Annotated in this window: 19 protein-coding genes; 15 read left to right on the forward strand and 4 right to left on the reverse strand. The window is 33.4% G+C overall.

The features are described from left to right. Positions 1-52 precede the first annotated feature (52 nt). Positions 53-841 carry a hypothetical protein gene (locus M9Q43_RS02735; protein ID WP_262317452.1) on the forward strand — a complete coding sequence of 263 codons (789 nt, stop codon included), beginning with the start codon at positions 53-55 and terminating at the stop codon, positions 839-841. Between the two features lie 59 nt (positions 842-900). Next, positions 901-2,442, forward strand: coding sequence for a glycine--tRNA ligase (locus M9Q43_RS02740; protein WP_262317453.1), 1,542 nt, complete (start codon positions 901-903; stop codon positions 2,440-2,442). Positions 2,443-2,544: 102 nt separating this feature from the next. Here the strand turns inward: M9Q43_RS02740 and thiL are convergent, their stop codons facing one another. Together thiL and M9Q43_RS02750 are read right to left on the reverse strand one after the other, a co-directional pair. Further along, a complete protein-coding gene (gene thiL / locus M9Q43_RS02745) occupies positions 2,545-3,591 on the reverse strand; it encodes a thiamine-phosphate kinase (RefSeq protein ID WP_262317454.1) in 1,047 nt (348 codons plus the stop codon). Positions 3,592-3,767: 176 nt separating this feature from the next. Continuing rightward, positions 3,768-4,253 (reverse strand): regulatory protein RecX, encoded by a 486-nt coding sequence (locus M9Q43_RS02750; protein ID WP_262317455.1) that lies wholly within the window; start codon positions 4,251-4,253, stop codon positions 3,768-3,770. 124 nt (positions 4,254-4,377) lie between these two features. On the opposite strand from M9Q43_RS02750, the gene M9Q43_RS02755 reads away from it, so the two are divergent. From M9Q43_RS02755 to M9Q43_RS02765, 3 genes are all read left to right on the forward strand, one after another. Beyond that, positions 4,378-10,359: a lamin tail domain-containing protein gene (locus M9Q43_RS02755; protein WP_262317456.1), complete on the forward strand. Its 5,982-nt coding sequence runs from the start codon at positions 4,378-4,380 to the stop codon at positions 10,357-10,359. A gap of 173 nt (positions 10,360-10,532) precedes the next feature. Continuing rightward, a complete protein-coding gene (locus tag M9Q43_RS02760; protein WP_262317457.1) occupies positions 10,533-11,396 on the forward strand; it encodes a cupin-like domain-containing protein in 864 nt (287 codons plus the stop codon). 26 nt (positions 11,397-11,422) lie between these two features. Continuing rightward, the gene (locus M9Q43_RS02765; RefSeq protein ID WP_262317458.1) at positions 11,423-12,637 is read left to right on the forward strand and encodes a BaiN/RdsA family NAD(P)/FAD-dependent oxidoreductase; all 1,215 of its coding nucleotides are present in this window, start codon (positions 11,423-11,425) and stop codon (positions 12,635-12,637) included. A gap of 9 nt (positions 12,638-12,646) precedes the next feature. Here M9Q43_RS02765 and M9Q43_RS02770 read toward each other — a convergent pair whose 3' ends face one another. Beyond that, complete coding sequence (locus tag M9Q43_RS02770) at positions 12,647-13,123, reverse strand: TspO/MBR family protein (RefSeq protein ID WP_262317459.1); 477 nt, start codon at positions 13,121-13,123, stop codon at positions 12,647-12,649. 82 nt (positions 13,124-13,205) lie between these two features. Between M9Q43_RS02770 and mvaD the strand changes: the two genes are divergently transcribed. The 8 genes from mvaD (at position 13,206) to M9Q43_RS02810 (ending at position 19,562) form a co-directional block, all read left to right on the forward strand. Continuing rightward, on the forward strand, positions 13,206-14,285 hold the full coding sequence (mvaD, locus tag M9Q43_RS02775) for a diphosphomevalonate decarboxylase (protein ID WP_262317460.1): 1,080 nt from the start codon (positions 13,206-13,208) through the stop codon (positions 14,283-14,285). A gap of 24 nt (positions 14,286-14,309) precedes the next feature. Next, the gene (locus M9Q43_RS02780; protein WP_262317461.1) at positions 14,310-14,537 is read left to right on the forward strand and encodes a hypothetical protein; all 228 of its coding nucleotides are present in this window, start codon (positions 14,310-14,312) and stop codon (positions 14,535-14,537) included. Next, positions 14,537-14,830, forward strand: coding sequence for a type II toxin-antitoxin system RelE/ParE family toxin (locus tag M9Q43_RS02785; protein ID WP_153200580.1), 294 nt, complete (start codon positions 14,537-14,539; stop codon positions 14,828-14,830). Before M9Q43_RS02780 ends, M9Q43_RS02785 begins: the two co-directional genes overlap by 1 nt. Before the next feature lie 31 nt (positions 14,831-14,861). Continuing rightward, entirely contained in the window at positions 14,862-15,800 is a 939-nt protein-coding gene (locus M9Q43_RS02790) for a mevalonate kinase family protein (protein WP_262317462.1), read from the forward strand. A 50-nt stretch (positions 15,801-15,850) separates the two neighbouring features. Beyond that, entirely contained in the window at positions 15,851-16,786 is a 936-nt protein-coding gene (locus M9Q43_RS02795; RefSeq protein ID WP_262317463.1) for a geranylgeranylglycerol-phosphate geranylgeranyltransferase, read from the forward strand. A gap of 87 nt (positions 16,787-16,873) precedes the next feature. Next, positions 16,874-17,770: a pseudouridine synthase gene (locus M9Q43_RS02800; protein ID WP_262317464.1), complete on the forward strand. Its 897-nt coding sequence runs from the start codon at positions 16,874-16,876 to the stop codon at positions 17,768-17,770. A 94-nt stretch (positions 17,771-17,864) separates the two neighbouring features. After that, a complete protein-coding gene (locus M9Q43_RS02805) occupies positions 17,865-18,224 on the forward strand; it encodes a nuclear transport factor 2 family protein (protein ID WP_262317465.1) in 360 nt (119 codons plus the stop codon). Positions 18,225-18,332: 108 nt separating this feature from the next. Next, complete coding sequence (locus M9Q43_RS02810) at positions 18,333-19,562, forward strand: hypothetical protein (protein ID WP_262317466.1); 1,230 nt, start codon at positions 18,333-18,335, stop codon at positions 19,560-19,562. On the opposite strand, the gene dusB is transcribed toward M9Q43_RS02810, so the two are convergent. Further along, complete coding sequence (gene dusB, locus M9Q43_RS02815; protein ID WP_262317467.1) at positions 19,559-20,554, reverse strand: tRNA dihydrouridine synthase DusB; 996 nt, start codon at positions 20,552-20,554, stop codon at positions 19,559-19,561. The genes M9Q43_RS02810 and dusB overlap by 4 nt on opposite strands. 160 nt (positions 20,555-20,714) lie before the next feature. Here dusB and lepA point away from each other — a divergent pair, with 160 nt between their 5' ends. Both lepA and M9Q43_RS02825 read left to right on the forward strand, forming a co-directional pair. Beyond that, the gene (gene lepA / locus M9Q43_RS02820; protein WP_133610194.1) at positions 20,715-22,511 is read left to right on the forward strand and encodes a translation elongation factor 4; all 1,797 of its coding nucleotides are present in this window, start codon (positions 20,715-20,717) and stop codon (positions 22,509-22,511) included. Positions 22,512-22,637: 126 nt separating this feature from the next. Next, the gene (locus M9Q43_RS02825) at positions 22,638-26,897 is read left to right on the forward strand and encodes a T9SS type B sorting domain-containing protein (protein ID WP_262317468.1); all 4,260 of its coding nucleotides are present in this window, start codon (positions 22,638-22,640) and stop codon (positions 26,895-26,897) included. Positions 26,898-26,957 lie beyond the last annotated feature (60 nt).

Genomic DNA, 26,957 nt, shown 5'->3' on the forward strand with positions numbered 1-26,957 from the left:
ATTAAGCTAAAATTAACAGATTTGTATAAATTTATAAAAAAGTATAAAACAAATGGCAATAAAAAAGAATAAAATTAAAAAAATTAGCATCCTTATTTTGATGCTACTTTTATTGTTTTTTAGTGTCAAGTATTATAAAGTTAAAGGAGAATTTGCTCAATTCAAAGAAACTTCTGAATTAGAAGTAGAAATTTTAGAAAGTCAATTAGGTGAAATCCTACATAAATATGACTCGTTGAGTGAAGAATCTAAACGCAATGCAGAATTAGTGGCGTTAAATGTTGATGTGCGTTCTCTTAACGATGAATCTTCAAATCAAACAAAAATTGATGTTACTTCTGTAGATGATTCTATTGTATATTATGCTAAGCGTGCTCAAGAATTAAATGCACAAATTGCACAAAAAAACCAAGCAATCACAAAAGATTCCAAGCAAGTTAATCCAAGTAATCCATATCGTCTATCTGCTGCAAATATTAATGCTAAAGGGGTGAAAATTTATTCAGATTTGTATAAATCTTCCAATTCTCAAATTCAACAGTTAAGAGTTTGTTATACTTTACAAAAAAATGAGGTTTTAAAATCGGGTTCAAGAAAAATATACATTCAAGTTGTAAATCCTAAAAACCAAATTATCTCGAAAGGAAATGCATATGTTGAAAATGCTTCGGGAGAAAAACTACAATTTAGTGCACTTTCTGAAGTAAATTACAACAAAAAAGACACTGACGTTTGTGCTTATGTAGATTTAGAGCAAAGTAAAACTGTAAAAGGGAATTACATCATTAACATATATAGCGATTTCTCAAAAATTGGCTCTACAATTTTCGAATACAAATAATTTGTATTTAATTCTTTAAAAACTTTTCTTTATTCCATTCCTATTTTTACTTTTGCACTATGGCAAAACAAGATGATATTTTCAAAAATGTAGTTTCGCATGCAAAAGAGTACGGATTCATATTCCCGTCTAGCGAAATTTACGACGGTTTAAGCGCAGTATATGACTACGCTCAAAATGGTGTGGAGTTAAAAAAGAACATCCGTGAATACTGGTGGCAATCTATGGTGCAAATGCACGAAAATATTGTAGGATTAGACGCTGCAATTTTAATGCATCCAACCACTTGGAAAGCTTCTGGACACGTTGATGCTTTTAACGATCCATTAATCGATAATAAAGATTCTAAAAAAAGATACCGTGCTGATGTTTTAATTGAGGATTATGCCGAAAAATTAAATCAAAAAGCACAAAAAGAAATTGACAAAGCACGTGAACGTTTTGGCGCTTCATTTGATGAAGAGCAATACAAAACAACGAATCCTCGTGTGATGGAATATTTGTCTAAAAAGAAAGAAATTCTAGAAAGAATGGCTCGCTCTTTAGAGACAGAAAACCTTGCTGATGTTAAAGCTTTAATCGAAGAATTAGAAATTGCTTGTCCAGAAAGCGGTTCAAAAAACTGGACCGATGTGAAGCAATTCAACTTAATGTTCGGAACTAAATTAGGGGCTTCTGCTGAAAATGCAATGGATTTATACCTTCGTCCAGAAACGGCTCAAGGTATTTTCGTAAACTTCTTAAACGTTCAAAAAACGGGTCGTATGAAAATTCCTTTTGGAATTGCTCAAACGGGTAAAGCGTTTAGAAACGAAATCGTAGCAAGACAATTTATTTTCCGTATGCGTGAATTTGAACAAATGGAAATGCAGTTTTTCGTTAAACCAGGTGAAGAAATGAAATGGTACGAATACTGGAAAACAACTCGTTTAAATTGGCATTTATCGCTTGGTTTAGGAAAGGAAAATTATCGTTTCCATGACCACGAAAAATTAGCACATTATGCCAACGCTGCTGCAGATATCGAATTCAATTTCCCATTCGGATTCAAGGAATTAGAAGGAATTCACTCAAGAACTGATTTCGATTTGAAAGCACACGAACAATTCTCAGGTAAAAAATTACAATATTTTGATAACGATACCAATTCAAACTACACACCTTATGTAGTGGAAACTTCGGTTGGTTTAGACAGAATGTTCTTGGCGGTTTTCTCAAACTCGTTACAAGAAGAAGTATTAGAAGATGGTTCTACAAGAACAGTTTTACGTTTACCTTCGGTATTAGCGCCAACTAAAGCCGCTGTTTTACCATTGGTTAAAAAAGACGGTTTGCCAGAAATAGCACGTAAAATTATCGATGATTTAAAATGGGATTTCAACGTAGCGTATGATGAAAAAGACGCCGTAGGAAGACGTTACAGAAGACAAGATGCTTTAGGAACGCCATTCTGTATCACAGTAGACCATCAAACATTAGAAAATGAAACGGTAACCATCCGTCACAGAGATACAATGCAACAAGATAGAGTGAAAATTTCTGAATTACGCGATATCATCAACAACGAAGTTTCGATGAGAAACTGGTTGATGAAAATGTAATTTGAAAGTACAAAGTACGAAGTTAAAGTTACAAAGTAAAAAACCTCAAATTTCATTTGAAATTTGAGGTTTTTATATTTTCTAAATTAAGAATTCTAAATTCTAACTTTCAAGAGCATTCCAGCCTCTAGCTTTCAATTCAATTTTAGTATTTGCTCTTGTGATTAAATGATTTCCTTCGGTAGCGGCAACTATGTGTCCGATTACGGTGAAATTTGGATTCCCTTTGATTTTATCAAAATCTTCCATTTTAATGGTGAAAAGCAATTCGTAATCTTCGCCACCGCTTAACGCTACAGTTGTGATGTCCAAATTAAATTCTTCACACACACTAATCAACTGTGGGTCAACCGGAATTTTCTCTTCGTATAAATTACAACCTACATTACTTTGTTTGCACAAATGTAAAATCTCCGATGACAAACCATCCGAAATATCAATCATAGCGGTTGGTTTTATTTCTAATTTTTTTAATAATTCTTTAATGTCGTTACGTGCTTCTGGTTTTAACTGACGCTCGATTAAATACGTGTAATCGTCTAAAACTGGTTGGTTGTTTGGATTTACCTGGAATACTTGTTTTTCACGTTCCAAAACTTGCAATCCCATATAAGCAGCTCCAATGTCTCCAGAAACTACTAATAAATCGTTTTCTTTTGCGCCGTTTCTATATACGATATCTTCTAAATTCGCTTCTCCGATAGCGGTAATGCTAATAATTAATCCTTTTTGAGAAGAAGTCGTATCGCCGCCAATTACATCTACATTGTAAATTTTAGAAGCTAACGTAATGCCTTCAAATAACTCTTCCAAAGCTTCCAAAGGAAAACGATTCGAAACTGCTACCGAAACTGTAATTTGAGTCGGAGTAGCATTCATGGCACAAATATCAGACACATTGGCAACAACGGCTTTGTATCCTAAATGTTTTAAAGGCATGTAAGCCAAATCAAAATGAACGCCTTCTACTAATAAATCGGTGGAAATTACGGCTTTTTTATCGCCAAAATCTAATACTGCAGCATCGTCACCAATGCTTTTAAGTGTAGACTCGTGAGTAATACTAAAATTTTTAGTTAAGTGTTCAATTAAGCCAAATTCGCCTAATTGCGATAAACTGGTTCTTGATTGGTCTTTATTTTCTAGCATGGATTATTTTTTTGCAAAAGTACGATTTTATTGTGATACAAATGTTTTAACGCAAAGCCACGCAAAGTTTTTTCGCAAAGAATCGCAAAGTTTTCTAAACCACATAAGGGACATAACTATATCTATGTGAAACGCTGTGTTGACTTCTTGTGGCTCTGTGTAACAACTCCCCACTTCTAACTCCCCACTTCCAACTCTTTTAGCTTCTCATAAATTAAACTCGTTTCATAGCCTTTACGAAGCAAGAAATCGACGAACTTTTTGTTTTTTTTTGGACCTTTTCGTTCGGTGATGTTGTTCCAATGTTTTTCGGCTAATTGGTGGAAGTTTTCTAAATACGTGGCTTCAGGAATTTCTTTTAAAGCAATTGTGATGATGCGTGAAGAGATATTTCGAAATTTCAGTTCGTTTACAATGCGGTTTTTACCCCAAAATTTATAATTATGCTTGCCACGAACAAAACTTTGCGCAAAACGTTCTTCATTAATGAAATTATTTTCGATAAGATAGATTAAAATTTGTTCTTTTTCTGCAGCAGAAATTTTAAACGAATACAATTTTTCCTCTACTTCTTTGTAACAGCGTTCTTGATAAGCGCAGTAATATTCTAACTTTCCTTGTATTTGTTGAATAGATAGGGCTTCAGCGTTTTTGTTTTCCAATTTCTTAACGATTTCTTAAGCAAGATTATTAGCAAAAATACTGATAATCAAATAAATTTGCATAAATTTGTCGGCTTTTTTTATGTCAAAAGCCATTTTTTAACTACCCCTGTTTATGAAAATTATGAAATTAAAATTATTTATTGTTGCGTTATTTTGCTCTGTTTTAGGATGGGGACAGACTACAATTTTTCAATTCGATTTTGAAGGAGGAACTACTCCTTCGGTAGATAATGCTGTTGGTACTCCAGCTTATTCGGTTATTGGCACACTAACATCTGCAACAGGTACATGTAATGGCGCAGGCTCTGTAACTCATTCAGCATGGAACACAAATGATGGTTATAGATTTACAGTTAATACTACAGGATACAATACTTTGAACTTTTCATATGTTGAAAGAGCATCAAATACAGCAATTTCCACTTTTTTAGTTAGAGCAAGTACGGATGGTTCTACTTGGACTACTATTAGAAGTTCTTACACGCCTGGCACTTCATGTACAGCTTCTGGTTTAATTGCTTTGCCAGTAGCTTTTGATAATCAATCGAATGTTTTTATAGAAATATTTAAGAATGTAAATGCAGGAAACTCTGGAAATAATTTCAGAATAGACGATGTTACATTAACAGGGAATGTTTTGTCCTCAAACACCATCACGACAACTACTCCAATTGTAGGTAGTCCGTTTTGTGTAACGGCTTCAGCTGGAGTATCGGTTTCAGTGCCTTTTACAAGTTCAGGAACTTTTACAAGTAATACATATACCGCACAATTATCAAACGCTGCAGGAAGTTTTGCTTCTCCAGTAAACATAGGAACACTTGTAAGTGATGCTAATAGCGGTACAATTTCGGCAACAATACCGGCAAATACTGCAACTGGAACGGGTTATTTAATTAGAGTTGTCTCTAACGGACCAGCAGTAACAGGTTCAAATACGGCTGCTTTTACGATAAATTTAGCTAACAATAGTATAGCTCCAGTAGCCACTCAAAATATTTTTGAAAGTACAAATGGTACTACCTTAACAGTAACAGAAACATCAACACCATCTTCAAGACAATGGTATTATGCAACAGTTAGTGGCGGACCGTATACTAATTTAATCGGGGGTGCAACAGGAACTACTTATGTGCCTAACTTTGCTACTGCAGGAACTTATTACGTAGTTTGTGTTTCTACTTTTGCTTGTGGAACTATAACTTCAAATCAAGTTCAAATCAATGTAACGGCTGCTCCAACAGGTTGTACCGATTTGTTTATTTCAGAATATATAGAAGGAAGTGGTAATAATAAAGCTATTGAAATTTATAATCCAACAGCAGCGCCAATTAATTTAGCTACTTACGATTTAGCCTATTATTTTAATGGAAGTGCTACTGTATCTGGAACATTTGCGTTAACAGGAACAATTCCTGCTTATGGTACCCATGTTGTTAGTAATTCAGGAGCATCTGCTGCAATTTTAGCATTGTCAAACCAAACTACAGGAGGAATGACTTTTAATGGAGATGATGCTATTGCTTTAAGAAAAGCAGGAGTAAACATCGATATTATTGGACAAATAGGTACTGATCCAGGAACACAATGGGGTGCAGGAAATCAATCAACGGAAGATAATACCATAATAAGAAACTTTGCAATTCAAATAGGAGATGCTAATGGAGCAGATGCTTTTAATCCAGCAACAGAATGGACAGGTTTTGCAATGGATTATATTTCAGATTTAGGGACTCATGCTAACTCATGTGCACCACCAATGCCTGAAATAAATGTACAAGGAAATTCAATTACGATTCTTGATGGCGATACTACTCCAATTGTAGGTGATGATACTAATTTTGGTTCGGCTGACATTGCAGGCGGAACAATTGTAAAAACATTTACTATTCAGAATACAGGAACTGCTATTTTGAATATTGGTGCGATTTCGTTTACTGGTACTCATGGTACTAATTTCATAGTAACAACTCCGCCATCAGCAACTGTTGCTATTGGAGGTTCAACAACGTTTCAAGTAACTTTTGATCCAACAATTGTAGGTGCTCATAATGCTGAGATATCAATTGTGAATGATGATGTAAATGAAAATCCATATAACTTTGCAATCACAGGAAATGGATTTGCAACACCTAATATTGTGTTGAGTTCTTCTAATCCTGCTGTTGCAGCATCTAACATAACACAAGGAACTACAAATAACGTTATTTACGCATTTAACTTAGCAGTAACTAATGCTGACGCTACTTTAAATAATGTAGTTTTTAATACTTCGGGAAGTTATGCGGCTTCAAATATTACAAACTTTAAATTGTGGTATTCAACAGATGCGACTTTTAATAGTGCAACTGATACAACTTTAGATAACGAAACAGCTGCTTTAGGAACTGGAGCACACACTTTTACTGGTTTTACAAGATTAATTACAAACGGTAGCACAGGATACTTTTTTATTACAACAGATATTCCATGTACTTCAACAGCTGGAAATACAATTGTTGTAGACGCTATTACAACAGCAGATTTAACATTTGTGTTAGGGAATAAATCGGGAACAGCTTTTGCTAGTGGAACACATACAATTCAAAGTGCTATTCCAAATAATGTAACAGGAGCAGTTACTTCTGTATGTGAAAATGGTACCGCAACAATTAGCTGGACAGCTCCAGCAGGATGTAGTGACAATGTATTGGTGTTTGCTACTAACGGAACGTTTACTGCTGCAATTCCTACAGGGAATGGTGGTACTTATACTGATAATGCTGTTTTTGGTTCAGGAACAGCTTTCGATGGTGGGTTTACTGTTTTTAAAGGAACAGGTACATCTGTAACAGTGACTGGATTGACAAATGGAACAACATACAGATTTAAAATTTTTACTAGAAACGATTTAAATTGGAGTAATGGTGTAGAAGTAAGTTGTACACCAACTTTAGCATATTGTGCTTCAGGCGCTACTAATACAGCTGATTCTGAAATTGAAAATGTTACGTTAGTAGGATATTCTACTACAATTTCAAATAATACAACAAATGCTTGTACTACAGGTGTAAATAATTACACAGCCATGAGTGCTGATTTACAAGTTGGCGGAACTTATACGGTTGCGGTTGAATTTGGAGATTGTGATGGAGGAACGCAATATGATGGCGCAGGAGGAGTTTGGATTGATTGGAATAACGATGGCGATTTTCTTGATGCTAATGAAATGATTGGTACAGCATTAGTTGCTGTTTCTGGTGGAAATGTAATTCAAAACTTTACAATTAACGTTCCAGGAGGGCAACCAATTGGAAATTATAGAATGAGAATTGTTCAAACAGAAGGTGGTACATTAGGAACAATTAATCCTTGTGGCACATTTACATATGGTTCAACGGAAGATTATACTGTTCAGGTTGTAAACGCTTGTATTCCTACTCATACGGTTACCACTTTTACACCAACATCCGGACCTGTAGGAACAGAAGTTACTATTAATGGGACTGGTTTAACAGGGGCAACAGTAACTTTTTCAGGTGTTAATGCAACAATTGTTTCTAATTCAGGAACTCAAATTGTGGCTATTATTCCAGCAGGAGCTACAACAGGAATGTTGTCTGTAAGAGATACTCAACCATGTGCAATTGATAATGTTTACACAATTATATCAAGTGATGTGACTTCATGTGAAGGAGCCTCTACAACTGATTTAATAATATATGAATTACACGATGAGCAATCTGGTGATGGTGGATTTATAACGTTATATAATGGTACTGCAACAACAGTTAATTTGGCAGATTATAGTATTTATAGAGCTGGAGACTACGGCGGTGCTATGTCTAACTATGCTACTTTAACTGGAACAATTGCTCCAGGAGCTTTAGGAGTGATTACGGTTGATGCTGCTAGTTGTGGGACTGCAACTAATGGCGATTTAAGTGCTGGATTTAACGAAAATGATCAAATTCAATTAAGAAACGCGGCAGGGACTATTGTTATTGATGATGTGCATGCATATATTGCTGGTCCTGGATATTATATGGTAAGAAATGCGGGAACATTGAGCGCTAGAACAACTTTTGTTGCTGCAGATTGGGCTACAACACCTTTAATTGCGGGCCAATGTATTCCAAGTGCTGGATTAGTTCCTCCAGTTAATACACCTCCAACAGTTACAACTCATCCATCATACACGCCATCTTGTAGCGCTACATCGGTGGTTTTAACTACTGCTGGAACTGAAGGATTTGTAGGAGGAAATGCATTAGCTTATCAGTGGTTTTTTGCTGCACCAGGTAGCGCAACTTGGACAGCTGTTACAGATGGAGGAATTTATAGTGGTGCAACAACAGCTTCTTTAACTATTTCTTCAATTGTTGGAGTGATAGACTACCAATATTATTGTCAAATTAGAGAAAATACAGCCACTTGTTATACAGCAAGTAATGCTATAAAAATCACAGATACAAGTGCGACAACTTGGAATGGCACAACTTGGTCAAATGGAACTCCAGACTTAACAAAATTAGCAATAATAAATGGCACCTATAATACTACAACAAATGGAGATATAGATGCATGTAGTATAGTTGTAAATACTGGATTTACCGCAACAATAACTTCTGGGCACTATTTTAATATTCAAAATGATGTAACTGTGAATGGTACATTAAATATATTAAACAACGGTTCCTTGGTACAAATTAATGACTTAGGTGTTAACACTGGAAACATTTCATACGAAAGAATCACTACAGGAGCTGCTTTAGACTACGTATATTGGTCTTCACCTGTTAATGGGGTTTCTACACCAGCATCAGGATATAATTACACTTGGAATACAACTGTAGCAAATCCAAATGGAGGACAAGGGAATTGGGTATCAGCTACAAATACAGCAATGCAACCAGCTTTAGGTTATATTATGAGAGGTGTGTTGAATAGAAACTTTATTGGTTTACCAAGAAATGGTGTTTATACGCCTACAATTGCCAGAGGAAGTGATCTAGGAGCTGGTTCTACAGGCCCAAACGGCATCATGAGATTAGCTACTGATGACAACTGGAACTTATTAGGAAATCCATATCCATCTGCAATTAGCATCAATTCATTCTTAACAGCTAATACACAATTGGATGGTTTTGTGAGACTTTGGACACATGGCACTTTACCAAGTACAGCAATAGCAGATCCGTTCTATGATAATTTTGTATCCAATTATACAGCTTCTGATTATGTAGCAATAAATGGAGCAGGAGCTACAAGTGGACCAGGAACGTTAAGCGTAATTGGCGCAGGACAAGGATTCTTTGTTTTAATGGACGCAGGAGCCGCAACTACATCAACAGCTTTGTTTAATAATTCAATGCGAGATAAAGAGTATTCGAATAGTCAGTTTTATAGAATAAATACTGCAAGTCAAACAACAGCTATTGCTCCATCTGAGAGACACGGAATTTGGTTGGATTTAGTAAGTCCTACAAATGAAACCACTAGAACTCTAGTAGCTTATGTTACAGATGCAACTTATGGAAGAGATAGAATGTTTGATGCAATAACAGATTACAAAAGTGCTCAAAATTTCTATTCAATTATCAATGAAGATGTAATGACAATCCAAGGAAGACCTGTACCTTTTGATAATTTAGACAAAGTTCCTATGGGAGTAAAAATCCCTTCAACGGGTTCTTATACTATTGCAATTGGAGCTGTTGACGGAATTTTTGCATCATCAACTCAAGATATTTATTTAGAGGATTTAGAATTTGGAATTATTCATGATTTAAGAGTGAATCCATATAGTTTTAATGCAACTCAAGGTATTCATAATTCGAGATTTGTGTTAAGATATACAAATTCTGTTTTAGGAAATGAAGATTTTATTGATGATACAAACACAGTTTTTGTTGTTTCAAACGAAAGCTTAACTGTTTCATCTTTAAAAGAAAACATTACAGCAATAGAAATTTATGATGTGTTAGGAAGAAAATTATATCAAAATAAAAATGTAAATACACAATCACAAATTGTTAATTCGATTCAAAAAACAAATAGTGGATTAATTATTTACATCACATTAGAAAACGGAAAACAAGTTGTTAAAAAAGCGATTTACTAAAAACGTTTTCAGATTTAAAATCTCATATAAAGCCCTGCTGATTTTTTCAGTAGGGTTTTTGTTTTACAATAATTACATCTCAAAATCACAACATTTTATTAAAAAACTCGTTATTTATAGCTTACTGATTTATTCTAACTTACCTTTATTTATTAAATATTAAAAAGAGGGCTATGGGATTTGAATATTTTGAAATTGAACGAGTAGAAAAGCTTTCAAAAAAAGAGTTTATAGAAAACTACTACAAGCCTCAACGTCCAGTTGTTATTACTAATCAAATAGATGACTGGCCAGCATTCTCGAAATGGAATTTTGATTATTTGCGAGAAGTTGCAGGTGATAAAAATGTGCCTTTGTATGATGGTCGTAAAACAGATTATACCAAAAAAGTAAACGAACCAGATTTTACAATGACGATGTCAGAATACATTGATATTCTTGAAAAAGGACCAACAGATTTACGTATTTTTCTGTATAATTTAATGAAAGAAGTGCCACAAATGAAATCAGAAATGAAGTGGCCTAATCTTGGGATTAAACTTTTAAAAAGCTTGCCATTAGTTTTTTTTGGAGGTCAAGGTGCAAAGGTTTTTATGCATTACGATATCGATTTTCCGAATATTTTCCACATACATTTTGCAGGTGAAAAACAGTGTATTTTGGTAGATCCAAAAGAAACAAAATATATGTATCGTTTGCCTTATTCTTGGATTTGTAATGAAGATATTGATTTTGATAATCCAGATTACGAAAAATTCCCAGCGTTAAAACACGTAAAACCATATAAAACAAATCTCAAACATGGTGAAATGCTTTATATGCCAGAAGGTTGGTGGCATTATATGAAATATGAAACACCTGGTTTTTCATTGAGTTTACGTTCATTAGCCGGTCGGCCAAGTAATTTATTCAAAGGCTTTTTAAATATTGCAATCATTAGATATTATGATAATTGGATGCGAAAACGAAAAGGCCAAGCTTGGTTAGATTATAAAGACAACGAATCGATTAGAAGAACCAATGCATTGTTAAAATAATAACGATATTTGCAAAAACAAATCATTTGAACTCAAAATACGACATCATTATTATTGGCGGAGGTGCTGCCGGATTTTTCACAGCAATCAACATTGTAGAGAAAAATCCAAACTTAAAAGTGACTATTCTTGAAAGAGGAAAAAGTGTTTTAGAAAAAGTACGCATTTCGGGTGGTGGAAGATGTAATGTTACACACGCGTGTTTTGTACCAAATGATTTAGTGAAATTTTATCCTCGTGGTGAACGCGAATTAAAAGGACCATTTAACCAGTTTTGTTCAGGTGATACGATTGAATGGTTCGAAAAACATGGAGTGGAACTTAAAATTGAAGACGATGGAAGGATGTTTCCCGATTCTAATTCTTCTCAAACGATAATCGATTGTTTTCAGGAAGCAGTTAAAAAGCTAAAAATTGATGTTCTAACTAATCACAGTGTTCAAGAGTTGTACAAAACCGAAACCCATTGGAAAGTAACTACAACGCAAGAAGTTTTTACTTGTGAGAAAATCGTAATGGCTTCCGGAAGTAATCCTAAAATATGGGAATTGTTGCAAAATTTGGGTCATTCAATTATAGAACCCGTTCCGTCTTTGTTTACGTTTAACATCAAAGATCCTCGAATCAAAGATTTAATGGGGCTTTCTGCGATTGCTTCTGTAAAGGTTAAGAAATCCAAATTAGAAGCGTCTGGACCTTTGTTGATTACGCATTGGGGAATGAGCGGTCCAGGAATTTTACGTCTTTCTGCTTGGGGAGCAAGAGAATTAGCTGAGAAAAAATATCAGTTTGCCATTCAAGTCAATTGGTTAAACGAAACTACTTTTGAAGAAGCGCTTGATTTGTTGAAAGACATCAAAGAAGAAAACGCCAAAAAATTAGTTTCAAAATACGCACATTTCGAATTGCCAAAACGCCTTTGGGAAAACCTCGTAAAAGCAGCAGGAATTTCAGAGGAAACCAAATGGGCAGATATAAATAAAAAACAATTGAGTTCGTTAATTGAACAGCTTACGAATGGCGAATTTCACGTTAACGGAAAAAGTACTTTTAAAGAAGAATTCGTTACTGCTGGCGGAATCGATTTAAAAGAAGTTAATTTCAAAACCATGGAAAGCAAAATTTTACCAAACGTTTATTTTGCAGGCGAAATTTTAAATATCGATGCAATTACAGGTGGATTCAACTTCCAAAATGCTTGGACAGGCGGATTTATTGTGGCTGAGAATATCGTTAAATAAAAACTTTTATTATCGATTCAACCAAAAAATACTACCCGTTAAAATCGTTGCAAAACCAACCCAAGCTAAATACGGAATCAATAAATAACTCGCTCTTTTATCTATTTGTTTGAAAATATGGTACGTTTCATAAATGATTAACCAAAGCAAAATAATTTCGATTAAAGCCAATAAAATATTGTTCAATCCAAAGAACAAATATGACCACAAAGCGTTCAAAAGTAATTGAATAGTAAAAAATAATAATCCTTTTTTAACCAATTCTTTGTTGGTTTCTAATTTGTTCCAAACCATACCAGCGGCAATTCCCATCATGATGAAAAGCATGGTCCAAACCGGTGCAAAAACCCAATTTGGCGGATTAAAACTCGGTTTTTTAATTTCTGGATACCAAGTAGTGATGCTTGATTGCGTAACGTTGCTCGACAAGTAACCAACAGCTAAACAGATGGTAACACAGTATATAATTTTAAGATATTTGTTCATGTTTTCAATTTTATAGGCAAATTAACGAAATATCAAGGGAACAAATCAATCAAAATCGGTATTTTTGTCAAAATTTTAAGCTATGCTTATCGAAAAAGATTTTATCGCAACCTCATATAATTCCATTGATTCTGCAAGTTTTGAATGGAGTGCACCTAGTAATATAGCCTTAGTGAAATATTGGGGTAAGAAAGAAAACCAAATTCCAGCCAATCCTTCAATAAGTTTTACGTTAAACAATTGTAAAACAATTACGAAGTTAGAAGTAGTAAAAAAATCGGAAAACAATAGTTTTTCATTCGATTTGCTTTTTGAAGGAAAACCGAAAGAAGATTTCAAGCCAAAAATTCAAAAATTTTTAGAAAGAATAGAGCAATATTGTCCGTTTTTAAAGGAATATCATTTTAAAATTGATACCCAAAACACCTTTCCTCATAGTTCAGGAATTGCTTCTTCGGCATCTGGAATGGCAGCTTTAGCAATGAATATTATGAGTTTGGAAAAAGCTATTAATCCAACTATTTCTGACGAATATTTCTATTCAAAAGCTTCATTTTTGGCAAGATTAGGAAGTGGAAGCGCGTGCAGAAGTATTAAAGGTGAAGTAGTAGTTTGGGGTAATCATGCCGAAATTGATGGAAGTTCAGATATATTTGGTGTTGAATTTTCAGAAATCCATTCCAATTTTAAAAACTATCAAGACACAATTTTATTGGTAGATAAAGGTGAAAAACAAGTTTCGAGTACGGTTGGGCACGATTTAATGCACAATCATCCTTATGCAGAAAGACGTTTTACTCAAGCGCACGAAAATTTATCCCAAATAAAAGCGATTTTATCATCAGGAAATGTGGCAGAATTCATCAAAATTGTGGAAAGCGAAGCTTTGACTTTACATGCTATGATGATGACTTCAATGCCTTATTTTATCTTGATGAAACCCAATACATTGGAAATCATCAATAAAATCTGGAAATTTAGAAATGAAACGCAAATTCCAGTTTGTTTTACGTTAGATGCAGGTGCAAATGTTCATGTTTTATATCCCGAAAATGTAAAGGAAAATGTATTGCAATTTATTCAAGATGAATTAGTTGGCTATTGTCAAAATGGTCAGTATATTTGTGATCAAATTGGGAATGGTGCAAATCAATTAAAATAATTTGTATATTTACCATAGATTTCAATGAATATGGACATTCGATTAGAAAAATTAGAGCTTATGAGAATGCTGATGGAAACAGAAAACCCTTCGGTGTTACAAGCTATTAGAAAAATTTTTCAAAAAGAAGAGAAAGATTGGTGGGATGATTTAACTGAAGAGCAACAAAACATTCTAAACGAATCAATGGAGCAATATGAAAAGGGAGAGTTTTCTTCTTTTGACGATTTTATCAAGCCGCATTTGAAATAATGAGAGAAATTGTAATAACGCCAAGAGCTCAAAATGAATTGAATCAGCTTTTTGAATATTTGGTGTTAAAATGGAATTTGAAAGTTAAAGATGATTTTGTGAATAAGCTACATTTAGTTTTGAAAATTGTAGCAAAAAGTCCAGAATCATTTCCTGTTTCAAGTAAAAATGTTAAATTTAGAAAGTGTGTGGTTACAAAACAGAATACACTTTTTTATCATTATAATGAAAAGCATATTGTAGTGGTTGCTGTTTTCGACACAAGACAAAACCCAAAGAAATTAAAAATCTGATTACTATAAACTGTAAACTGAATACTAAAAAATGAAAGGACCACTTTTTTACTCAAAAATATTACTTTTCGGAGAATATGGAATTATCCAAGATTCGAAAGGGCTTTCAATTCCATATAATTTCTATAATGGTGCTCTAAAGAAAGATGAAAATCCTTCAGAAAGTGCAATTAAATCAAACGAAAGTTTAAAAAGATATGTTGTTTATTTAGAGCAATTGCAAACTGAACAACCTGAATTAGTAACTTTTAATTTAGAAGTTTTAAAGCAAGATGTAAACAGCGGAATGTATTTTGATTCCAGTATTCCTCAAGGATATGGTGTAGGAAGTAGCGGTGCTTTGGTTGCTGCTATTTACGATAAATATGCAAATGATAAAATCACAGTGTTAGAAAATTTAACACGTGAAAAATTATTGCAATTAAAAACGATTTTCTCTCAAATGGAATCGTTTTTCCACGGAAAAAGTTCAGGTTTAGATCCTTTGAATAGTTATTTGAGTATTCCAATTTTAATTAATTCGAAAGATAATATTGAAGCTACTGGAATTCCAACGCAAAGTACACAAGGAAAAGGTGCGGTTTTCTTAATTGATTCAGGAATTGTGGGCGAAACCGCTCCAATGGTTTCTATTTTTATGGAAAACTTAAAAGATAACGGTTTCCGTACGATGTTAAAATCACAATTCATAAAATATACCGATGCTTGTGTGGAAAATTTCTTGCATGGCGATGTAAAATCGTTATTAGAAAATACCAAACAATTATCAAAAGTAGTTTTGAATAATTTCAAACCTATGATTCCAGAGCAATTTCACCAAGTGTGGCAAAAAGGAATCGACACGAACGACTACTACTTAAAATTATGTGGTTCTGGAGGTGGTGGTTATATTTTAGGATTTACCCAAGATTTAGACAAAGCAAAAGCATCTTTAAAAGACTATAAATTAGAAGTAGTTTATAATTTTTAATGTTTTTAGTTTGAAGGGAACTTTAAACTTTAAACTTTGAACAAAAACTCATGCTCACCCGTAAAACCAAATTAATCCTAACTAAAATATTCAGTTTTTTCTCTGTAATTAGAGGATATAATATTTGGGTCGTTGCATTGGCGCAATATCTTTCTGCTATATTCATTTTAGCTCCCGAAAAGCGTGCTTTAGATATTATCCTCGATTGGCGTTTGTTTTTAATCGTGGTTGCTTCTACTCTAACTATTGCTTCGGGTTACATTATTAACAACTTTTACGATGCCAAAAAAGATTTGATCAATCGCCCAAAAAAGGCTATGATTGACCGATTGGTGAGTCAAGAAACCAAGTTAAAAGTCTATTTTACGATTAATTTCATTGTGGCTTTTCTGATGTTTTTCATTTCATGGCGAGCGATGTTGTTCTTTTCGACTTACATTTTTCTAATTTGGTTTTATTCGCACAAATTGAAAAAGATGTTCTTGGTAGGAAACATTACTGCTGCTGTTTTAGCGGTTTTGCCTTTCTTCGGGATTTTAATGTATTATAAAAACTTTTACGAAGTCATTTTTGCACATGCTACGTTTTTGTTTTTATTGATTTTAATTCGAGAATTAATTAAAGATTTAGAAAACATCGAAGGCGATCTAATTTCGGATTATAAGACTATTCCTGTTGTTTTTGGTGAAAAAAGAGCAAAAAGTATTATTTCAATATTAACCATTTCGACTATCGTTCCCATATATTTCTTAATTGAAATTTACAATGTGGGCTACATGGATATTTACTTTTATTTGAGCTTAATTGCTTTGTTATTTTTTTGTATGATGTTATGGAAAGCAACTACAAAAACGGAATATTTAAAACTTCATTTCTTGTTGAAGTTCATTATCGTTTCGGGTGTTTTTTGTATTGTTTTAATTGATCCTTCTGTTTTATTTCATGGGAAAAAACTAATTTTAACTCATTCTATATCTATTTATTAGATGTTTCAAATAACATTTTAGGATTTAAAAAACTAAAGTGTGTGTTTCAACATATTAGTTATATCTTTGCAGAAATTTGTTTATAATATGTCACGTCATCAAGATAATGATAGAAGTCGTCCAGGTTCTGGAAGGCAAGGAGGTTACAAGAAAGATAGTAATTCAAGAGGAAATGCGCCAATTCGTAAAGCGCCTTCAAAGTTTGCAACGAAGCCAGATGCAGCTAAAGCGGATGCTCCAAAAGCTCCAAAATCACCAAAAAGACCATCAAATCCAGACGAAATTCGTCTAAATCGTTATATTTCTAATTCAGGAATGTGTAGTCGTAGAGATGCGGATATTTACATTCAAAGTGGTAATGTAAAAGTAAATGGTGTTGTTGTCACCGAAATGGGTCACCGAGTTAAATTAACCGATGTGGTTCAGTTTGATGGTGTAAATATTACGCCAGAAAAGAAAGAATACGTCTTATTGAACAAGCCTAAAAACTTTTCAACAGCTGGTGATGATTCTCCAGGTTCAGCAAATGTGTTGGATTTAGTACGTGGAGCTTCAAAATCGAATTTATTACCTGTTGGAAGAATGGACAAAACCACAACTGGTTTGTTATTGTTTACTAATGATACTGAAATGGTTCAGAAATTCACGGTTCCTAACCAACGTTCTTCTAAAGTATATCAAGTTTCGTTAGATAAAAATTTGAAATTCGAAGATTTAGAAAAAATCCAAAAAGGGTTAATGATTGATGACCACAAAGTATTCGTGGAAGAAGTCACCTATATTGAAGATCAACCAAAAAGTGAAATCGGTATCAAAATGAAAACTTCTAACGTAAAAGTGGTTCGTAAAATTTTCGAACACTTAAAATACGATGTTTTAAAAGTAGACCGTGTAACATTCGCTGGTTTAACTAAGAAAAACTTACCAAGAGGTGATTGGAGATTCTTAACCGAACAAGAAATCATCAACCTTAAAAATGCTTAAAACCATTTTCTAAAATACAAAGGCACATCGATTTTTTCTTTGTGTCTTTTTTTATTTATTAACGTTTTGTAACTTTCTATTAAATATACATTTTATGCCAAATCAACAACAACAAATCGCCATTAAATGGTTTGATGCTTTCAATACGAAAAACTTAGAGAAATTATTAGAATTATACGACGACGAAGCCCAACATTTTAGTCCGAAATTAAAAATTCGCCAACCGGAAACCAATGGTTTAATCATAGGAAAAGAAGCCATGCGCCTATGGTGGCAAGATGCTTTTGATAGATTACCAACATTACACTACAAAGTAACTTCATTAACCGCCAACACCGATAGAGTTTTCATGGAATACACACGTCAAGTAGCAGGTGAAGCTGATATGTTAGTAGCTGAAGTTTTAGAAATTAAAGAAGGGAAGATTGTGTTTTCTAGGGTTTATCATGGGTAGAAAATTCTAGTCTGTCATTCTGAACTTGTTTCAGAATCTTAAATTATAATTCCAACCTTTTTATAAAATAATACATCTATATAGTTATGCAATTTTCTATATTTGATTATGATTAAAAAAGTTTTCCTTCTTTTTCTCTTTTTTCAATTGGGTTTTGCTCAAAAAGTCATCAATGATTCTTTGATTTCAAAATTCGAAAAAGAGCTTGTGTATAAAGCAATTGAAGTTTCAAAACTTCCAGATTTAAGAAATGATACTTTGTCAGATTTTTATTTTAGATTAAATCATACAGATTTAATGATTGATTTATATAAAGATAATTACGGAAAATTAATCTTAAAATCCACACAGTATTTTGTTAAAGAGAAGAGTAACATCGTTAAAGACACAATAGTCTTTACAAAATTACACGATTCAAACATCGCAAATTGGTTATATAATTATGTGTCGAATTCAAAATTAGAAGACATGATTCCAGCCAAAAATGATAGTTTTGGAAAAGCTGGGGTTTTTATGAGTGATGATTATTACTTAGAATTTTCTAATAAAAAACAATACATAATTAAGTCATTTCCTTTTTCAGATTTAGATACAATTTCTGAAAATTATTCTTTAAAAGATCTTATTAATGACTCGTTTGAAAAAATGGAAATTGAAAAATTAAAAAAGGAATTTCGTGAAGATTTACCCGGAGGTTTTTCTTATTTAAAGAAAAATGGATATATGTTTTACAAACTTCATAATTCTTTTGTAATTCTTGATTACCATGGAGATTATAGATTGCCATTCGGTTTTATTAGTTATTATTATGTCAATAAAATTGCTAAGAAAAGATTCAATTTAGGTGCTTCAATTAATTATCAAGTTGATTTTAATGGGAATTCAAGTGTTAAGACCTGTGTTAATAAATACAATATATTTTCCGATAATAAATCTTTTTCTGATTTAATTAGATTTTCTTATGAGATACATGATTTAGATTATATAAAATCAGTTGGGCAGTTTGAAAATTATATAATATATTATGCGTTCACAATTGATAAATATTTCAATTTTGGAATTTCTTATAATCAACTAATGATTGATTCAAGATACAACGGTTTGAATTTGGGAATAAGTAAAAATATTGAATCTATAGAATTGAAACCTTATTACGAAATTAACTTATATGAAAATCGTTTAACCAATTATGTTGTAGGTGTTTCAAAAACAATCAAATTTAATATTCATGAAAAGCCAATCAGAATATACTCCAATTTGTATTATGAAAAATTGTTTGACTTTAGAAGTGTGAATTTTTCATTGCAAATACCGCTTCTGAATTTTGGTTTGAATTAAAATTGATGCTGATAATCCGCATACACTTGCTCAATCTCAGTAAATACATCCAATAATTGATTGATGCCATCTGTGGTAACCAATTTTTGTTTGTATTCTTTAAAACCGTGAATACCTTTGAAATAATTGGTGTAATGACGACGCATTTCGTTGATGCCTAAACGTTCACCTTTCCATTCAATACTCCAAATTAAGTGATTTTTTGCGGCTTCAATTCGGTCGTTCATGCTTGGCGGAGCTAATTTTTCTCCAGTGGCGAAATAATGTTTAATTTCATTAAAAATCCAAGGATAACCAATCGCAGCGCGACCAATCATCATACCATCTAAACCGTATTTGTTTTTGTATTCTAATGCTTTTTCAGGAGAATCAATATCGCCATTTCCAAAAATTGGCATCGTAATTCTAGGATTCTCTTTGATTCTTTGAATATGACTCCAATCCGAATGACCTTTGTACATTTGTGCTCGTGTTCTGGCATGAACCGTTAAGGCTTGCACGCCAATGTCTTGCAAACGCTCGGCAACTTCATCAATATTAATTGAACTTTCATCCCAGCCTAAACGTGTTTTAACTGTAACCGGAAGATTGGTTCCTTTGATAACGGCTTTGGTTAAACGCACCATCAAATCTACATCTTTCAAAACGCCAGCACCAGCACCTTTGCAAACCACTTTTTTTACTGGGCAACCAAAATTGATGTCTACTAAATCTGGTTGAACAGCATCCACAATTCGCGACGACATTTCCATAGCTTCTTCATCACCACCAAATATTTGAATTCCCACAGGGCGTTCGTAATCAAAAATATCTAGCTTTTGCTTGCTTTTCACAGCATCACGAATCAATCCTTCTGATGAAATAAATTCAGAATACATCAAATCAGCGCCATGTAATTTGCATAAACGACGAAATGGTGGGTCGCTCACGTCTTCCATTGGGGCTAATAATAAAGGAAAATCGGGTAGTATGATGTTACCAATTTTAGGCATTGTGGTTCAATTTTTTGCAAAGATAAGAATTTTTTAAATCGAATGGGTTTCCAAAGATTCTCAGGTTTAAAATCCAAAACTTTAGCTTATATTTGCAGATTAAACGAACAAGAGTTTGGAAGATGAAAATGCCTCTTGTACATGAACTTTACATTGAAAGATGAAAAACATTAGAAATTTCTGCATTATTGCACACATTGACCACGGAAAAAGTACGTTGGCAGACCGTTTATTAGGTGCTACGCAAACCGTTACAGCTCGTGAAGAAAAGGCTCAGTTACTAGATAACATGGACTTAGAACGCGAACGTGGTATTACTATAAAAAGTCACGCTATTCAAATGGAATATACCTATAAAGGGGAACAATATATTCTGAATTTGATTGACACACCAGGTCACGTGGATTTCTCGTATGAGGTTTCTCGTTCTATTGCCGCTTGTGAAGGTGCTTTGTTGATTGTAGATGCAGCGCAAAGTATTCAGGCACAAACGATTTCGAATTTATATTTGGCTTTAGAAAATGACTTGGAAATTATTCCGGTTTTAAATAAAGTAGATTTACCAAGTGCTAATCCTGAGGAAGTTAGTGATGATATTATTGATTTATTAGGATGTAAATTAGAAGATATTATTCATGCTTCTGGAAAAACAGGTTTTGGTGTTGAAAATATTTTAGCAGCTATTATTGATAAAATTCCGGCTCCAAAAGGAGATCCAGAAGAACCATTACAAGCTTTGATTTTCGACTCGCATTATAATCCTTTTAGAGGAATTGAAGTAATTTTCCGTGTTATTAATGGAGAAATAAAAAAAGGGCAGAAGATTAAATTCATGGCTACAGGCAATGAATATTTTGCCGATGAAGTTGGGACATTAAAATTAAATCAAGTACCAAAAAGTGTTATTTCAACAGGTGATGTAGGCTATTTAGTTTCTGGAATTAAAGAAGCTAAAGAGGTAAAAGTAGGTGATACTATTACCGATGCAAAAACGCCTACAACAAATATGATTAAAGGTTTTGAAGATGTAAAACCAATGGTTTTTGCTGGAATTTATCCTGTAGATACCGAAGATTACGAAGATTTACGTGCTTCGATGGAAAAACTTCAGTTGAATGATGCTTCTTTAGTATTTGCTGCGGAAAGTTCAGCTGCGTTAGGATTTGGTTTCCGTTGTGGATTCTTAGGAATGCTACACATGGAAATTATCCAAGAGCGTTTAGAACGTGAGTTTGATATGACGGTAATTACTACTGTTCCTAACGTTTCGTATCATGCGTACACTAAAAAAGAACCTGATACTATCTTAATTGTAAACAATCCATCTGATTTACCTGAGCCGTCTAAATTAGATAGAGTAGAAGAGCCATATATCAAAGCAACCATTATTACAAAATCGGATTTTGTTGGAAACGTAATGAGTTTGTGTATTGAAAAACGTGGTGTAATCACCAATCAAACGTATTTAACAACAGAGCGTGTAGAATTGAATTTCGACATGCCGTTAGCGGAAATTGTATTTGATTTTTATGATAGATTAAAAACAGTTTCTAAAGGATATGCTTCTTTTGATTATCATCCAATAGGAATGCGCGAATCAAAATTAGTTCGTTTAGATGTCTTGTTAAATGCGCAACCGGTTGATGCGCTTTCGGCTTTAATTCACGAAAGTAATGCGTATCATATTGGTAAAAAAATGTGTGAAAAACTTAAAGAATTAATACCAAGACAACAATTTGATATTCCTATTCAGGCTGCAATTGGAGCTAAAGTAATTGCTCGTGAAACGATTAAAGCTTTAAGAAAAGACGTAACTGCAAAATGTTATGGTGGAGATATCTCTCGTAAACGTAAACTTCTTGAAAAACAGAAAAAAGGTAAAAAACGTATGCGTCAGGTTGGAAATGTAGAAATTCCGCAAGAAGCGTTTATGGCTGTTTTGAAGTTGAATGATTAGTGAATTATCGATAAATTAATAAAAAGTTTGAATAATGTGTATTATTCAAACTTTTTTTAATTATAATCACTATCATTTGTCTTTTTTGATTACATTTATATCAATGATTTTAACCCCTGCAAAATCGTGAATAAAATAACCTACATATTTGTTCTGTTGTTCTCAACAAGCTTGTTTGCCCAAACAATAACAGTTGATAATACAACAAATACACCTGCTCAGTTAGTTGATTTACTACTTGGAAACTCTTGCGTGGAGGTTTCTAATATTTTTGTTTCTTCCACACAATCTGTTGCATATTTTAATCAAAATGGATCAACTTTTCCAATTTCTGAAGGAATAGTTATTAGAAATGGAGTAGCTACTTTTACACAAGGACCATATACAGGTGTAAATTTGAGTAGTTCCGTAACAAATTCTGGAGATGTTTTTTTGCAAACTTTAAGCGATGCTAATGGAGGAACAAGTCCAATTGTAAACGCTGAATTTTTAGAGTTTGATTTTATTCCACTTTCGAACAGTTTTAGTTTTAACTTTTTGTTTGCTTCCAATGAATATGGGTTTTATCAATGCGAATTTAGTGACGTTTTTGCCTTTGTGTTAACTGATTTGTCTTCTGGGATTTCAACAAATTTAGCAGTTATTCCTGGAACAAATACACCAGTATCGGTAACCACAATTAGAAATAGTATTTATAATGAGCCTTCAAGTCCAAACAATAGTTGCGCCTCAATAAATCCGACTTTTTTTGATATTTATAATGTTGGAAATCCCTCCTCTGCGTTAAATATGAGAGGTCAAACTGTGGTTATGAATGCTTCTTCGGCTGTAATTCCAAATACGCCTTACAAAATAAGATTAGTTATTGGTGATTATGCTAATTCAGGTTTTGATTCTGCTGTTTTTATAGCTGCAGGAAGTTTTACTACTACTTTAGATTTAGGTTCAGACCAGATTATTTGTACAGGCGATTCTGTTCAGTTGGACACCAATTTGGATAATACATTTACTTTTACTTGGTTTGAAAATGGGAATCCAATTCCTGGTGAAACTAATTCAACATATACCGTAACTCAAGCAGGAACTTATACAGTTGAAGCTGTAAGAGGAACTTGTACAATAACTGATACTATTGTTTTTACTGATTTAGCAGTTACAAATCCTTCCAACTTATTAACGTGTAATAATGGAGCTGCTTCTTACAATTTTAATTTAATTACAAATAATGAAGTTGCATTAGGAATTGATTCAGCTATTTATGATGTTTTTTATTATGAATCGCCAGCAGATATTGTAGCAAATAATCCAATTCCAAGTGGGAATTTGACTTCTTATTCAAGCTCTGGAGGTCAAACAATTTATATCAAAATATTCAATACCGTTTCAGGTAATTTTTGTGATGCAGTATATCCATTTGATTTAATTGTGACAAATGCTGTTGTAGCAACACCACCTAATCCAATTTCAGTTTGTGAAGGTCAAGGAGGTACAAATTATACTTTTACAAATAGCACAACGAATGAAGTTTTAAATGGTCAATCGCCAGCTAATTACACAGTAACATATTATAATTCTGTTGGTGAAGCTTCCTCTGGTACTAGCCCGATAACTTCAATTACAATTCCAAACGGAACAACAGCTGTTACTATTGGAATCAGAATCCAAGATAATTCAAATCCTAATTGTTTTGATGTTACTTTGGTTACAATTACGATTAATCCATTGCCAGTGGTTGATGACATTCCAGATCCAATAGAATGTAGTCAATTTACATTGCCAGTTATTGCGAATGGAACTTATTATCTTTTACCAGGCGGACCCACAACACTTGGACAAGTACAATTAAACATTGGAGATATTATTGATTCAAGCGGAACATATTATATTTTTGCTGGACCAGATGCAAATGGCTGTACAAACGAAAGTTCTTTTAATGCTTATTTTATTGATGAGTATGAACCAACTCTAGATCATTGTGGTTTATTCACAATTCCGGCAACACCATATGGCATTGGGGATTTTTATACTGCATTAGGAGGGCCATCAGGAGGAGGAACTTTATTAGTTGAAGGAACTCTATTTTCAAACAATACTTCGGCAACAATAACAATGTCTGTTTTTTATTATGCTGAGGTTGATGGTGTGTTTTGTAGAGATGAAGAATTTATAATTTATATTCATCCATTACCATTAGTAGACGACCCAGCCGATGTTACTACGTGTGATTCTTACACATTACCAGCCTTAACAAATGGAACATATAATACCGCTTCTGATGGAAGTGGTGCAACTTTAAACGCAGGAGACGTAATTAGTGTTTCTGGGCCAAATTTACCAGGCACTTATTATGTTGTTAATTCTTTAGCGCACACTACAAGTCAAGGTTTGCCAGGAGTTTGTATAGAGTTTAATGATATTGTTATTAATTTGGTAGATACAACTGTTTTTACTACCGTTTCAGATTGCGGTGTTTATACTTTACCTGCTGTTTCTTTTGGAGGGTATTACACAGCTCCAAATGGAGGAGGAACTCAAATTACAGATTTGAATATTACTTCATCTCAAGTTGTTTATTATTTTACAACTACTACTACATTGCCAAATTGTACTTCTAACTTAAATTATAATATTTCAATTAATCCTTTACCTTTAGTGGATATAATTCCTAGTGGAACTTATTGTGGAGAGTTTGTTTTACCTGTTTTAACAAATGGGACTTATTATACGTTATCTGGAGGGCCAACAGTTATTGGGCAACAACAATTATTTTCGGGAAATAGAATTGATTTGTCTGGAGCAAATTTACCGCCTGGAACATATTATATTTATAACGGATTAGATGCTAATGGTTGTGAAAACGAATCGAGTTTTACGATTTTTTTGAATCCATTTCCACCTGCTGATAACGTTACAGGTAGAACAGAATGCTTGCCTTATACGATAGGAACAATTACAAACGGAACAGTTTATACTGCTTTTGGTGGGCCAAGTGGAGGAGGAGCAGTTGTTTCTTCAACTCAAGTTTTTGATACAACACAGACTTTTTATTTATATAATATTGACAATACTACAGGTTGTGAAATCAACCGTCCTTTTACCATTATTTATAGCGGTGTTAATTTGCCCTTGTTTAATGACCAACCTGTGTGCGAAAATGATAATTTTCAATTGCCTGTATTAACACATGTTGCGCCAACACCATTTAATTATACAATAGGATATTTTTATGACACTGCTGGAGTAAATCCCGTGCCGCCAGGAACTGTTTTTAACACGCCAAATACAACTACGACTATTTATGTGTACGCTGTTAATGGCGATAGAATTATTTGTACACAAGAAGATAGTTTTGATATAGTAGTTTCTGAAACACCTAATCTATCTACTTTAGGGTTAGTTTTTGATACAGATGAATGTGGAACTTATGTTTTACCAACATTGCCAGTAACGGCTTACAATATTAATTATTATTCGCAATCTGGCGGAAATGCTACGGATTTGATTACGAATTTGAATATTTCAACTCCGGGAACGTATACGTATTATGTGTATGCTTCAGCTATTGGGAATCCAAATTGTAATGATGAAATTTCGTTTACTTTCACAGTTCATCCATTGTTAGATATTACTTTACAAGGCGGAATTATTTGTGTAGATTCTCAAACAGGAACCGTTTATAGTACTTATACAATTGATTCGGGTTTAAATCCAGCTTTTTTTACCGTGAATTGGTATTTAAACGGAACACTTATGGGAACTGGAGCAAGCTATACTGCTTCGCAAGCTGGAGTTTATGATGTCGAATTTATTAAATTAACACCCGATGTAGGAGCTAATTGTAATTATAACAACACAACAGTTACCATAATTCAATCGGGTCCAGCTGTTGCTGATTTTACAGTGAGTTCTGCTTTTGAAAACAATACGTTTATCACCGTAAACATTATTGACGGATTCGGAGATTATTTATACCAATTAGAATATCCAAACGGAGATTTGAGCGAGTTGCAATCAAGTAATGTGTTTTCAAATTTAGCAACAGGAGAATATTTTATAAATATTTTTGATACACTTGGCGATTGCTCTCCTACACGATTAGGACCAATTTATATTATTAATTATCCAAATTATTTCACGCCAAACGGTGACGGAATTAATGACAATTGGAATATTTGGGATTTGAGTCAACAATCTGATGCAGTTATATCAATCTTTGACCGATATGGTAAGTTTTTAAAACAAATTTCTCCTGCAGGTTTAGGTTGGGATGGTACATTTAATGGCGAAAAATTACCTTCAACAGATTATTGGTTTACGGTTGATTATTTACCTCAAAATTCACAAACGAGACAAGTTTTTAGAGCGCATTTTTCGTTAAAACGATAAGTCAAAGTTATTAACATTAACAATTGTATCATTCATTTTTCGTAAAAAGAAAAGTAATTT

Origin of the sequence: Flavobacterium odoriferum, assembly GCF_025499515.1 — a bacterium.
In the GTDB taxonomy this organism is placed as follows: domain Bacteria; phylum Bacteroidota; class Bacteroidia; order Flavobacteriales; family Flavobacteriaceae; genus Flavobacterium; species Flavobacterium odoriferum.